The sequence below is a fragment of the Rhodococcus cerastii genome, from assembly GCF_033042195.1.
Lineage (GTDB): Bacteria > Actinomycetota > Actinomycetes > Mycobacteriales > Mycobacteriaceae > Rhodococcoides.
In genome coordinates this window covers 107,027-119,788 of the sequence record NZ_JAWLKF010000001.1, presented here as the reverse complement: position 1 = coordinate 119,788, position 12,762 = coordinate 107,027, and the positions used below count along the sequence as shown (strand labels likewise).

Genomic DNA, 12,762 nt, shown 5'->3' with positions numbered 1-12,762 from the left:
GGCTGCGCCGCATGTGAACGGAAACTCGTAGCAGGCTACGAGCTTCCGTTCACATGCCTAGGCGCCCTTGCTGAGGAATCCGAGCAGGTCGTGGCGAGTGATGACGCCGACGGGCTTGCCTTCTTCGACGACCATCAGCGCATCGGACTCGCCGAGTGCCTTGGTGGCGTCGGAGACGGTTTCGCCGGCACCGATCAGTGGGAACGGCTCGCTCATGTGCTTGGCGACCGGGTCTGCCAACGCGGCGCGACCCTCGAACACGGCACTGAGAAGGTCGCGTTCGGTGACGCTGCCCGCGACTTCGCCTGCCATGACGGGAGGCTCGGCGCCGACGACCGGCATCTGCGAGACGCCGTACTCGCGCAGGATCTCGATGGCGTCGCGGACGGTCTCCGACGGGTGGGTGTGCACCAGATCCGGCAATGCGCCGGACTTTCCGCGCAACACCTCGCCCACGGAGGTCTCGTGAGTCTTGCCGTCCAGACGCGAACGCAGGAAGCCGTACGAGGACATCCACGAGTCGTTGAAGATCTTGGCCAGGTAGCCGCGGCCACCGTCGGGCAGCAGTACGACGACGAGGGCGTCGGGACCTTCGCGCTCGGCGACCTGGATCGCGGCGACGGCAGCCATGCCGCACGAACCGCCGACCAACAGGCCCTCCTCGCGAGCGAGACGCCGAGTCATGTCGAACGAGTCGTTGTCGGAGACGGCGATGATCTCGTCCGGGATGGACGGGTCGTAGGCGGTCGGCCAGAAGTCCTCGCCGACACCTTCGACGAGGTACGGACGCCCGGTTCCGCCGGAGTAGACCGAGCCCTCGGGGTCGACGCCGATGACCTTGACCTTGCCGCCGGAGACCTCCTTGAGGTACTTGCCGGTGCCGGAGATGGTTCCGCCGGTACCGACGCCTGCGACGAAGTGCGTGATCTTGCCGTCGGTGTCGGCCCAGATCTCGGGACCGGTGGTCTCGTAGTGGCTGGCCGGGCCGGCCGGGTTGGAGTACTGGTTGGGCTTCCAGGCTCCGTCGATCTCGCGGACGAGTCGATCGGAGACGCTGTAGTAGCTGTTGGGGTCTTCGGGTGCGACAGCCGTGGGGCAGACGACCACCTCGGCTCCGTAGGCGCGCAGCACGTTGCGCTTGTCCTCGCCGACCTTGTCGGGGCACACGAAAACGCACTTGTAGCCACGCTGCTGAGCGACCAGGGCGAGACCGACGCCGGTGTTGCCGGACGTGGGCTCGACGATGGTGCCGCCGGGCTTCAGTTCCCCTGCTGCCTCGGCCGCGTCGATCATCTTCACCGCGATGCGATCCTTGGACGAACCACCCGGGTTGAGGTACTCGATCTTGGCCGCGACAGTGCCTGCACCGTCGCCGACGACGGTGGACAACTTCACCAACGGGGTGTTGCCGATGAGTTCGGTGATGTGCTGTGCGATGCGCATTGCTCCATCTTCCCAGATGCACCTGTTTCACTCTCGGTCACGGCCGTCGATACCCCGCATACGATGGTGACAACGGCACGAGGAGAGGGATCGATCTGTGACGGCGAGCGGATGGCGTACCGCTGCTAAAGCGAGCGCCGCGACAGTACTTGCAGGCTCCGGAGCAGGGACTGCATCCTGGGCCGCGTACCGACATCTGATGGCGCAGGCCGCGGCGGCACGCGGCGTCATCGGGCGCACCACCGCCAAGCCACCGGAGGCGGACGGCGTCTACACCGCGGGATGCGCGGCCCCGGAACGATGGCGGATGGGAAATTCAGCAGATATTCATCTGATGATCTTCGGCGACTCCACCGCTGCCGGCGTGGGATGCACGGTAGCCGACGAAGTTCCCGGCGTACTGATCGCCCGCGGACTGGCCGAGGAAACCGGGCAACGAATTCGATTGAGCACCAAAGCGATTGCCGGTGCCACCTCGAAGGGGCTCGAAGGCCAGGTCGACGCGATGTTCGTCGCCGGCCCGCCCCCGGACGCGGCGGTCATCTTCGTGGGCGCGAACGACGTCACCAAGAAGTTCTCCATCCCGGCGTCGGCGGCCCGGCTGGGCGACGCCGTCGAACGATTGACGGCCAAGGGCTGCGTCGTGGCAGTGGGCACATGCCCCGATCTCGGTGTCGTGACGGCTATCCCGCAGCCACTGCGCACCGTCGTCCGCAATTGGGGTCGACGTCTCGCCAACGCCCAGACGGCCAGGACTCTCAGCGCCGGTGGCCATCCGGTGGCTCTGGCCGATCTGCTCTCCCCCGAATTCCTGGCAGCGCCCGACACCATGTTCTCGGCCGACCGCTTTCACCCGTCGGCCGCGGGGTACGAGCTCGCCGCTCAGCAGATTCTGCCGGTACTCGCATCGGCGCTGGGCGTGTGGCACGGCGGCCCGTTGCCCGAGCTGCCGACCGTGTCCGCTGCCGCCGAGTCACGCAAGGCCATCCCCCGCGCGACGGCCGCGTTCGATCGCTTCCTGCGCCGGAGAAGCGCCGAGCTCGACGCCGAGATCGTCACTGCGTCGGAGGATCTCGTACGTCGTGCCGGTGACCGATCGGCGGGGTTGTAAGTTCGGACAGGAGACATCGCCTACCCGGCGGTAGCACTGTAGTCACGCAGTATCGATTCGAAGGAGATCTCATGCCAGAGGCAGTCATCGTCGCCACCGCGCGCTCACCGATCGGCAGGGCCATGAAGGGGTCGCTCAAGGACATTCGTCCCGACGACCTCACCGCCCAGATGGTCGCCGCAGCGCTGGCCAAGGTGCCCTCGCTCGACCCGAAGGACATCGACGATCTCCTCCTGGGCTGCGGTCTGCCCGGCGGCATGCAGGGCAACAACCTCGCTCGCATCGTCGCAGTGCAGCTCGGCTACGACTCGCTGCCCGGAACGACGATCACGCGCTACTGCTCGTCCTCGCTGCAGACCACCCGCATGGCGCTGCACGCGATCAAGGCAGGCGAGGGTGACGTGTTCATCTCCGCTGGCGTCGAGAGCGTGTCCAGCTTCGTCCACGGCAGCTCCGACTCGCTGCCCGAGAGCCACAACCCGATCTTCGCCGACGCCGAGGCCCGCACCAAGAAGGCACAGGAAGAGGGCGCGGACAGCTGGACCGATCCCCGCGAGAACGGCGAGCTGCCCGACGCGTACATCGCGATGGGCCAGACCGCCGAGAACGTCGCGCTGCTCACCGGCATCACCCGCGAGGATCAGGACCACTGGGGCGTCCGCAGCCAGAACCGCGCCGAAGAGGCCATCAACGCCGGCTTCTTCGAGCGGGAGATCACCCCGGTGACCTTGCCCGACGGCACCGTCGTCAACACCGACGACGGCCCTCGCGCCGGCACCACCTACGAGAAGATCAGCCAGCTCAAGCCGGTCTTCCGACCGAACGGCACCATCACCGCCGGTAACGCCTGCCCGCTCAACGACGGCGCAGCAGCGCTCGTCATCATGAGCGACACCAAGGCCAAGGAACTGGGCCTGACTCCGCTCGCCCGCATCGTCTCGACCGGCGTGACCGGCACGTCCCCCGAGATCATGGGCCTCGGACCCATCGAGGCGACCCGTAAGGCGCTGAAGATCGCGGGCATGTCGATCTCCGACATCGACCTGTTCGAGATCAACGAGGCCTTCGCCGTGCAGGTCCTCGGCTCGGCGCGCGACCTAGGCATCGAAGAGGACAAGCTCAATGTCTCCGGTGGTGCCATCGCGATCGGCCACCCGTTCGGCATGACCGGTGCGCGCATCACCACCACGCTGCTGAACAACCTGACGACCCACGACAAGACGTTCGGCGTCGAGACCATGTGCGTCGGCGGCGGCATGGGTATGGCGATGGTGCTCGAGCGCCTCAGCTGATCCGAGACATCACAACGAAAAAGCCCCGCCCTCCTTCAACGGAGTGGCGGGGCTTTTCGCGTGAGTACTAGTCGTTCTGGAAGTAGCTCAGCAGACGCAGGATCTCGACGTACAGCCAGACCAGCGTGATGGTCAGACCGAGGGCGACGCCCCAGGCTGCCTTCTCGGGAGCCTGTGCGCGGATCAGCTGATCCGCCTGATCGAAGTCGAGCAGGAAGCTGAACGCCGCGATGCCGATGCAGACGAGGCTGAAGATGATGGCCAGCGGTCCGCCGGAGCGAAGTCCGAAGCCGTCCTCCATGAAGAAGCTGGCGACGAGATTGCCGAGCATCAGCACGACGACACCGATGAGGGCACCGACGACCATGCGGGTCAAGCGCGGGGTGACGCGGATGGCACCGGTCTTGTAGACGATCAGCATGCCGAAGAACACGCCGAACGTACCGAGGACTGCCTGGCCTATGAGGGCGGATCCACCGACCCCACCGAACTCGACGCCGGTGAACATCAGCGACAGCGCACCGAGGAACACGCCTTCGGCTGCGGCGTACGCGAGCACGATCGCCTTGTTGTCCATCTTGCGGCCGAAGGTCGCGAACATGACCAGACCGAAGCCGATCAAGCCACCGCCGATGACGAACGGGATGGCCAAGTCGGTGTTGCTGGAGACGAGCAGGTACGAGATGATCGCCGTCACGCTCAGCACACCGAGGGTGATGCCGGTCTTGGTGACCACGTCGTCGATCGTCATGGCCCGCTGTGCGGGCTGCGTGGTGTACGGGTCGGCCTGCGTTCCGGGATGCTGGCCGAAGGTTGCGGCCTGCGAGGCTCCAGCCGTCGCAGATCCGAATGTGGCGTATCCGCCGCCCTGCTGCTTGGGCAGGTTGCGGAACACCGGGTTGCTGGAGGTGCGCACCGTGTCTCTTCCCTTCGTAAGTTCTGATCCCCACCGGGGATCTCCCCGTCGGTCATCAGTAGAACGTCTGACATCCGGACAAAAGTTCCCAGGAGGAGAACTTCTACGACGGACAAAACGGACTCTACCGGGTACCGGGCACACACGCGGAGACGACCGCGTGTGTGACACCGAATCGAAACGGGCAGTATGAGGAAATGGCAATCGAAGACGGACCCGACCAGACCTTGGACCCCAGTGAAAGCGTCGACTCCGACGAGGTGCGCAACGACGACGGCGACACCGTGGTCGATCCCCCCGACCATTGGAGCGAGGCCAACAGCTTCGGCACCACCGCTCGCGAGGCTGCCGAGGGCGAGAGCCTGGATCTCAAGCTCAGCGAGGAAGAACCCGACATCGCCGTCGAGGAGGAACTCGACCGCCCGATCACCGAGACTCCAGACGACGAACTGACCGAGGAACTCGTCGACCACGTCGTCGAGGAATCCGACGAGGATCCCGACATCGACTACGCGGAAGGCCAGCGTCAGGCCGAGATCGTCGAGGGCACCCTCGTCGAGGACCTCGGGCGCAACCGGGGACAGATCGACGGAACTCCCGAAGACGGCGGCCCGGTCACCTGACAGTCATCGTTGCTCGCTCGGGCGTACCGAGCGAGCAACGGTGAACTTGCCGTTGCGGCCCATGAGATCGGTGGGACCCACCGCGTCGGCCAGTTCACGCCGGTAGTTCAAGTGTGTGTTGTAGACCGTCCACATCTGTCCGCCCGGTCGCAGCACCCGACCGGCGGCAACGAACAATTTGCTCGCCGCGCCCGTGTGCACCGCGGCACCCTCGTGGAACGGTGGATTGCAGACCACCAGATCGACCGATTCGGAATCGAAGGTCGACATCGCGTCATCGGCGATCACCGAAATTCGAGTCCCGTTCGCCGCCGCAGTGGCCGAGGCCGATGCGATCGCTGCCGCCGAGCGATCTGTCGCGATCACCTCGAGATCGGGCCTGGTCCGAGCCAGCTCGGTGGCGAGAATCCCTGTGCCACAACCCAAATCGACGGCGCTGCGGGCTCGCGGCAGCATCTTCGGTGTGTACTCGAGCAGAAAACGAGTTCCGATATCGAGGCCGGCCCCCGCGAACACCGCACCGTGCGCCACCACCGTCATGTCCACATCGGCAATCCGCTTGCTCACCGGATACGTCATGCCCGACGCCACCGCCCCGGTTGCGGTGAGCACTCGGGCTTTCTGCCGGCCGCGGCCGGCCGTGACGGTCTCGAACGACTTTTTCAGGACGTCGTTCATCGCGGGGGTCATGTGTTTGTCTCGCCCGCCTGCGAGGACGACGACGTCCGCCGCCGCGTGTGCCGCGATGTGCTCGGCGATCTCGGTGAGTTCGGCCAGACTTCGTGGCAATTGCATCAGTACTGTGCCCACGCCGGTCAGCAGTTCGGCACCCAGGGTGTGCTGGGTGTAGGAGTCCGACAACGAGACTCGCGCGGCGTTCAGCTCGAGTGCCCGCGCGCCGGTGACGGCGTCCTGATGGACGCGAACCGCGGTGAAACCGAGGGAAACGGCACCGAGGGTCATGGCTCCGTACCTGTCGCCGATCACCGCGATCGGCATGGTCCTGTCGATTCCGGGGAGTTCGGCGACGGTATCGAGGACGAGGCGGTCCGCGGCGTCGACGGCATGAAGGTTCGGTGCCTCGGCGTCGGGCTCACGGCGGAGGGCGTCGAACAGGGATTCATCGGGCACCCGAGCAGTATCCCACCCTGCACACCCACGACAGCCCGCGCGGCGAGTGGCTATTGCGGCGAATCAGGGGCATGCTCGGGGAATGGAACACAAAGACAAGAACGAGGCACTCTTCAGCCATCCTGACGATGCATCGACCGATGCACACGCCGAAGCTTCGAAGCCTGCCGTCTACACCGCCCTGTTCAGCGGCGCGAACGAATGACGTTCGGAACGTAACGAGCAACTCTCACGACAGGTAGCGCAGGTACTCGAGCGCCTTGGTCGCATGCACGTGACCGCGCTCGCTCCGCACCGTCATCCGCACCACTCGGTGCCGATCGATCACGAATGTCGTCCGCTTCACGGACAATAATTGCCTCACATATCCGCGACGGCCCGCGTTCGAGTGGCCGCGTTCGAGCTCTCGGAGCCGACGCCGCCGCGTGAACCACCCGCCTCTACGCACTCCGAACTGTTCGGCGACCGCCCCGTCGGGATCGGAGAGCAACGGAAAGTCGAACGACCTCTGCAGCGCGAAATGATGGTTCCGATCTCGGGTGTCGGTACTGATGCCCACGCGTTGTGCGCCGAATCTGTCGAATTCCGTGCCCAGGTCCCTGAAGTGACACGCTTCGGCTGTGCAGATGGGGCTGTTGGCCGCCGGGTAGAAGAACAGGACGACCGGACCCGACGCCGTCAGGTCGGACAGCGCACGCAGTTCACCGGAATGGTCCGGCAACTCGAAGTCCGGGGCGGTCTTTCCGATGCGCATGGGGCGAGGTTACCGCTCAGCCCTGCACGAGGGCGGCAGTCAGGCGTTGCCGGAGATCCCGATCGATACCCAGGTGGGTCAGATATCCGCCGAACGAACCGTGGTTCGACTCCATGGTGGCCCATCCGTGCTCCAGATAGGACGCACGAACGCCCAGGATCGCCTCGGTCGGCAGAACGTCGTGGAGTCCGGACCAGGTCCGGCGGACGTGCGCGAGCAACGGCTCCATCGCATCGTTGCTTCTCAGATAGTCCGCGACGATGTCGTCCTCGTCGACGCCTGCCGCGCGCAACACCGTCGCGACCGTCCACCCCGCGCGGTCCTTACCTGCTGCGCAGTGCACCAGGACACCGCCGCGACGCCCCACGATCTCGTCCACCACCCGCTTGATCGCGTGCGACGCTCCGTCGAGAGTCGAGAAGGAGGCATACGCGCGCATCATGTAGTCCACTTGACTCTGCTCGTCGTGAATCGGGGCCGCCTCGTGTGGGGCTCGCTCGCCCTTCAGATTCTCGTACGGCACGGAGATCGACTCGACGCCGGCGGGAACCCTGTCGACACCGCTTCGTTCGGCCTCCGCATCACCGCGGAAATCGAACACGGTACGGATGCCCAGATCCGCGACAACGCGCTGCCCGACCTCGGTCAACCCGCTCAATTCGGATGCGCGATAGAACAATCCGGGCCGAACCGTCGCCCCGTCGGTGGTACGCACACCGCCGAGATCGCGAAAGTTCCAGGCCCCGTCGAGGGCGAATTGATCGTGTACCGGGGCGTCGGGCATGAGTACGACCCTATCGAAGGTGATCCTACGAGCGCGGTGCCAGCCACCGCCGTAGCCGGGCGGTGACGAACGGCATCACCACGTAGACCATCAGCGGTGTGCACATCATCACCACCAGTGCGGTGCGCAGAGCCACGTTCAGGTCGGTCAGATGTGGCGTGAGAACGATGTTGACGAGCAAACTGACGGCGTAGAAGGCCACGCCGATCGAGATCGCCTGCTTCCACCGCGGCGGCGGACCACCGATGACCCGGACGGCGTCGGTGAGGTTGGACTGCGGCTCGAACCATCCCTCCACACCGGAGAGTCGATGGGTCGCAACGTCGTCGGCGATGGGACGGCCGGTGCTGAGCCAGGTGCGCCTGGCATCCGAGCGCAGCCAGGCGTCGAGGTCGTCGTGTGTCTCGAATCGATAGACCACGTGGTAGTCGCTGGAATCACCGGAACTGCGCAGCCAGCCGCCACCGAGAAATCCGGGAAAGGTTCGGACCAGATCCATCCCGCGATCGGTCCACTCCACGAAGTCTGTTTCGTATCCCTGTCGAACGCGTCGTGCGACCGAGGTCGTGACGTGATCGAGCGTGTCGGTCGTGGTCATGACTACCCCTTCTGCGCGTGTTCGTCGCGGATCGATGTGTTCTACACAGAGTGCGGCCAGATGGACCGACCTTCAAATCGAGAGCCGAATCGGAGATCGATGGCTCACGGTCGGGAAAGATGTGACAATTCGTCTACACAGACCCTTTCCGAGCGACCTGGAGTGGACGGATGGCACAGCACCGACCCGAGTACCGTCTCGACGACGTGGACCGACGCATCGTCACCGAGCTCAGCCGTGACGGCAGAATGTCCATGCGTGCCCTGGCCGAGGCCACCCACATCTCGCGGGCGCACGCCTACGTGCGCGTCGACCGCCTCGTCGACGAAGGTGTCATCGAGGGATTCACCGCACGCATCGCCTACGAGAAGGCGGGGTTCGGCGCGTCGGCCTATGTGGCACTGTCCATTCGGCAGGATTCCTGGCGAGCCGTCGCCGACGACCTGAGCACCTTTCCGTTCGTCGAACACGTCAGCCTCATGGGCGGCGACTTCGACGCACTCGTTCTGGTGCGAGCTCCGGACACCTCGGCGCTACGCCATCTGGTCCTCGACAAGCTGCAGGGACTCGACGGGATACTGTCGACGCGAACCTGGCTGATCTTCGACGAGGCGATCGGACCGGGCGCGCAGTGGACCGCAGAGACAACGAACGGAAGCAATTCATGACCACGTCCGAGCGAGATCCGAACTCCATCGACGTCATCGTGATCGGCGGCGGAATCGGGGGTGTCTCGCTCGGATACGAACTCGCGAGCGACCGACGCGTCACGCTGCTCGAGCGCGAGAAGACCCTGGCCTTCCACACCACCGGCCGCTCTGCCGCACTGTTCTTGGAGACCTACGGCAACAGCACCATTCGCGCTCTGACGACGGCCAGTCGAGAATTCCTGACGAACCCACCGGAACACTTCCGATCCGAATTGCTCGCCCCGCGTCCGCTGCTGCAGTTCGCGGCCAGTGGCCGAGGTGACGCGCTGGAGGCAATGTATGCGGACGTCAGCCGACTGACACCGGACGCCCAACTGGTATCCCCGGCCGACGCGCAGACGCTCTTTCCGCCGCTGCGTCCCGAACTGATCGATTGTGCACTGTACGAACCACATTCGATGGAGGTCGACGTACACGCGCTGCATCAGGGGTTCGTGCGGGGGCTGCGCGATCGAGGTGGGCGAGTCCACACCGGGGCAGGTGTGACGCAACTTCGACGCATCGACGGACTGTGGCACGTGCACACCACGGACGGGTCGGTCCACACCGCGCCGCTCGTCGTCGACGCAGCAGGCGCGTGGGCGGATGTTCTCGGAGCGATGGCGGGAGCCGATCCCATCGGGCTCGTGCCGATGCGTCGGTCGGTGTTCATGGTCGCCGCACCCGACAATCTCGACACCGCGAATCTTGCGACGTTGAGCGACATGGACGAGAAGTTCTACATCAAACCCGAAGGCGCACAACTGTTGTGTTCGCCTGCGGACGAGACGCCCACCGAACCGAGCGATGCCCGTCCGGACGAACTGGAGATCGCGCGGGCGTTCGACGACATCGCCGAGGCGACCACGCTGACGGGCCGGCATCTGCGCTCGTCCTGGGCGGGTCTGCGCAGTTTCGTTCCCGATCGCACCCCGGTCGTGGGCTTCGATCGAGAAGTCGAAGGCTTCTTCTGGTGCGCCGGTCAGGGCGGATACGGAATCCAGACGTGTGCGGCGCTGGCCAGGGTGGGCGCGACGATGGTTCGCGGAGAGCCACTTCCGGTCGATGTGACCGAGCGCGGACTACGGCCGGGAGACGTGGCTCCGCAGCGCTTCGGGTGAGAGGCGCTTCGCGCCACGTGCACGAAAACTCGACCCCTGCTACGAAGTTTCACTCACGTGCGGCGCAGCCGCTCTACCGACGACGCGTCGCAGATCGCGCACCGTGGTTCGGTAGATGTCCAGTAGATCGGCGTCCTGTCCACCGTCGACCCGCTCGGCCCAGTCGTCGAAGGCGATGCGCATGACCATGCCGGCACCCTCCACCAGAAGTCGTGCATAGGAACGCGATTCGTGGTCACCGAGCCGTTCGGCCACCGCATCGGTGACGCGGCACAATGTCATCGCGTCGTGGGCGAAGGCCGCGGATCGCAGGTGCGCGTCGGCCCCGATCAGCCGTCGGGTGCGGAGGAGACGATCCCGCCCCTCGTCCGGTGCGGAGGAAAATCGTTCGACGGATCGCTCGTAGAGTGCTTCGATTCCGGTGATGGTGATGTTCTCCGGTGCCGTGGACGCCAGCCAGGCGTGCAGATCGACGTCCAGCTCGGGGTCGTTTCCGAGGACGGAATCTTCCTTCGACGCGAAGCTACGGAAGAACGTGCTGGGCGATACCCCTGCCCGACGCGCGATCTCGTCGACCGTCGTCGCGGCGCACCCCTGCTTCTCGAACAGGTCGAGCGCGGCGCAGGAGATCTCGAGCTGGGTGTCTCGGCGACGTCGTTCTCGCAGATCCATCACTCGTTCCGTCATCCTCGTCACTCCTTCGGGTTCTCACCGTCAACTTACCAGTAATATTCAAGTTGACAGTCACTGTCATGGTGAATCAAGCTATCTGGGCGGTCCGTTGTCCGCACCTTGTACCCATACTCGAAAGCTTCCGATGAACTCACCTCAGACCGACCACATATCCGAGTCCGCGCCGGACGACGAACTCGCGCCGGGCAGCAAACTTCTGATCGGCATTCTCGTCATTGCCGCGTTCGTCATGATCCTCAACGAGACGATCATGAGCGTCGCACTCCCGACCCTGATGGTCGACCTGAACATCACGGCGACCACCGCGCAGTGGCTCACCACCGGATTCCTGTTGACGATGGCAGTGGTCATCCCCATCACCGGATTCCTGTTCCAGCGCTTCACGTTGCGCCAGGTATTCGTCGCTGCGATGAGTCTGTTCACCGTCGGCACACTGCTCGCAGCCTCTGCCCCGGGCTTCGAGCTGCTCCTGCTCGGACGCGTCACTCAGGCCAGCGGCACGGCGATCATGTTGCCGCTGTTGATGACCACCGTGCTCACGGTGGTTCCGGCGCACAAGCGCGGCGCGATGATGGGCGTGATCTCCATCGTCATCGCCGTGGCCCCCGCCATCGGTCCGACCATCTCGGGAATCATCCTCGATTCGCTGAACTGGCGTTGGATGTTCTGGCTCGTCCTGCCGATCGCACTCGTCGCGTTCGCCATCGGGACCACTCTGGTGAAGAACGTGACCCAGACCGGTCGGCCTTCGTTCGATCCCCTGTCGGTCGTGTTGTCCGCGTTGGCTTTCGGCGGCATCGTCTACGGCCTGAGCAGCCTCGGACACTCGGCCGAGGAGTCGGTCGTACCGGTGTGGCTACCACTGGTGGTCGGAGCGATTGCCCTGGTGGTGTTCGTGCTGCGTCAGGTCGCCCGTCAAGATCAGGGTGGAGCTCTACTGGACATGCGTCCGTTCCGTACCCCCACCTTCAGCGTCGGCCTCGGCATGATCGCGATCTCGATGATGGCCCTGTTCGGCGCTCTGATCCTGCTACCGATGTACCTGCAGAACGTCCGCGGTCTCGACACCCTGGACACCGGCCTGATGCTGCTCCCCGGCGGACTGCTGATGGGCTTGCTCGCGCCGTTCGTCGAGCGCATCTTCGACCGAATCGGACCGCGCCCGTTGGTCATTCCCGGTGCGATGGTGGTGAGCGCCGCGCTGTGGTCGATGACCGTCCTGGACGCGCAGTCCGCCCTTCCGCTTGTGATCGGTATCCACATGCTGCTCTCGGCAGGCCTCGCGCTCATCATGACGCCGCTCATGACCTCGTCGCTGGGATCGCTTCCCGCCCAGCTGTACTCGCACGGCAGTGCCATCTTCAGCACGGTTCAGCAGTTGGCAGGCGCCGCAGGTACCGCACTGTTCGTCACCGTGATGTCGAACGCCGCGGCAGCCCGAATCGCCGACGGCGCAACCGCTGTGGGCGGCTCCGAGGCCGGTATCCACACCGCCTTCCTCTACGGCGGGGCCGTGTCACTGGTGGCGGTGGCAGCGTCGTTCTTCATCCGGGCGCCGGCGCGCAGTGATCGCGACGCCGTCGCCCCTGCCCAACCGGTTCACTGAA

13 protein-coding genes are annotated in these 12,762 nt (G+C 65.1%); 6 read left to right on the top strand and 7 right to left on the bottom strand.

Translation table 11 applies throughout. The features are described 5' to 3' along the window. Positions 1–57: 57 nt before the first annotated feature. Entirely contained in the window at positions 58–1,443 is a 1,386-nt protein-coding gene (locus tag R3P93_RS00580) for a cystathionine beta-synthase (protein WP_094670436.1), read from the bottom strand. Positions 1,444–1,540: 97 nt separating this feature from the next. On the opposite strand from R3P93_RS00580, the gene R3P93_RS00575 reads away from it, so the two are divergent. Further along, on the top strand, positions 1,541–2,554 hold the full coding sequence (locus R3P93_RS00575) for an SGNH/GDSL hydrolase family protein (RefSeq protein WP_094686551.1): 1,014 nt from the start codon (positions 1,541–1,543) through the stop codon (positions 2,552–2,554). Positions 2,555–2,625: 71 nt separating this feature from the next. Further along, positions 2,626–3,846: an acetyl-CoA C-acetyltransferase gene (locus R3P93_RS00570; protein ID WP_068051627.1), complete on the top strand. Its 1,221-nt coding sequence runs from the start codon at positions 2,626–2,628 to the stop codon at positions 3,844–3,846. Positions 3,847–3,913: 67 nt separating this feature from the next. Here R3P93_RS00570 and R3P93_RS00565 read toward each other — a convergent pair whose 3' ends face one another. Continuing rightward, positions 3,914–4,762: a Bax inhibitor-1/YccA family protein gene (locus R3P93_RS00565; RefSeq protein ID WP_317532191.1), complete on the bottom strand. Its 849-nt coding sequence runs from the start codon at positions 4,760–4,762 to the stop codon at positions 3,914–3,916. Between the two features lie 197 nt (positions 4,763–4,959). Between R3P93_RS00565 and R3P93_RS00560 the strand changes: the two genes are divergently transcribed. Then, complete coding sequence (locus tag R3P93_RS00560; protein ID WP_068051629.1) at positions 4,960–5,385, top strand: hypothetical protein; 426 nt, start codon at positions 4,960–4,962, stop codon at positions 5,383–5,385. 3 nt (positions 5,386–5,388) lie between these two features. Here the strand turns inward: R3P93_RS00560 and R3P93_RS00555 are convergent, their stop codons facing one another. The 4 genes from R3P93_RS00555 to R3P93_RS00540 all read right to left on the bottom strand — a co-directional run bounded on the left by R3P93_RS00555 (position 5,389) and on the right by R3P93_RS00540 (position 8,652). Beyond that, positions 5,389–6,516, bottom strand: a complete 1,128-nt coding sequence (locus R3P93_RS00555; RefSeq protein WP_317532190.1) for a class I SAM-dependent methyltransferase — start codon at positions 6,514–6,516, stop codon at positions 5,389–5,391. A gap of 229 nt (positions 6,517–6,745) precedes the next feature. Then, positions 6,746–7,270 carry a peroxiredoxin gene (locus R3P93_RS00550; protein ID WP_068051633.1) on the bottom strand — a complete coding sequence of 175 codons (525 nt, stop codon included), beginning with the start codon at positions 7,268–7,270 and terminating at the stop codon, positions 6,746–6,748. 16 nt (positions 7,271–7,286) lie between these two features. Then, a complete protein-coding gene (locus tag R3P93_RS00545) occupies positions 7,287–8,054 on the bottom strand; it encodes a tyrosine-protein phosphatase (RefSeq protein WP_317532189.1) in 768 nt (255 codons plus the stop codon). Positions 8,055–8,079: 25 nt separating this feature from the next. Beyond that, entirely contained in the window at positions 8,080–8,652 is a 573-nt protein-coding gene (locus R3P93_RS00540) for an antibiotic biosynthesis monooxygenase (protein WP_068051636.1), read from the bottom strand. A 170-nt stretch (positions 8,653–8,822) separates the two neighbouring features. On the opposite strand from R3P93_RS00540, the gene R3P93_RS00535 reads away from it, so the two are divergent. Both R3P93_RS00535 and R3P93_RS00530 read left to right on the top strand, forming a co-directional pair. Continuing rightward, entirely contained in the window at positions 8,823–9,320 is a 498-nt protein-coding gene (locus R3P93_RS00535; protein WP_094639065.1) for an Lrp/AsnC family transcriptional regulator, read from the top strand. Beyond that, complete coding sequence (locus R3P93_RS00530) at positions 9,317–10,462, top strand: NAD(P)/FAD-dependent oxidoreductase (RefSeq protein ID WP_317532188.1); 1,146 nt, start codon at positions 9,317–9,319, stop codon at positions 10,460–10,462. Before R3P93_RS00535 ends, R3P93_RS00530 begins: the two co-directional genes overlap by 4 nt. A 39-nt stretch (positions 10,463–10,501) precedes the next feature. Here the strand turns inward: R3P93_RS00530 and R3P93_RS00525 are convergent, their stop codons facing one another. Then, positions 10,502–11,149, bottom strand: coding sequence for a TetR/AcrR family transcriptional regulator (locus R3P93_RS00525; RefSeq protein ID WP_317532187.1), 648 nt, complete (start codon positions 11,147–11,149; stop codon positions 10,502–10,504). A 130-nt stretch (positions 11,150–11,279) separates the two neighbouring features. Here R3P93_RS00525 and R3P93_RS00520 point away from each other — a divergent pair, with 130 nt between their 5' ends. Beyond that, positions 11,280–12,761 carry an MDR family MFS transporter gene (locus tag R3P93_RS00520; RefSeq protein WP_317532186.1) on the top strand — a complete coding sequence of 494 codons (1,482 nt, stop codon included), beginning with the start codon at positions 11,280–11,282 and terminating at the stop codon, positions 12,759–12,761. Position 12,762: the final 1 nt, after the last annotated feature.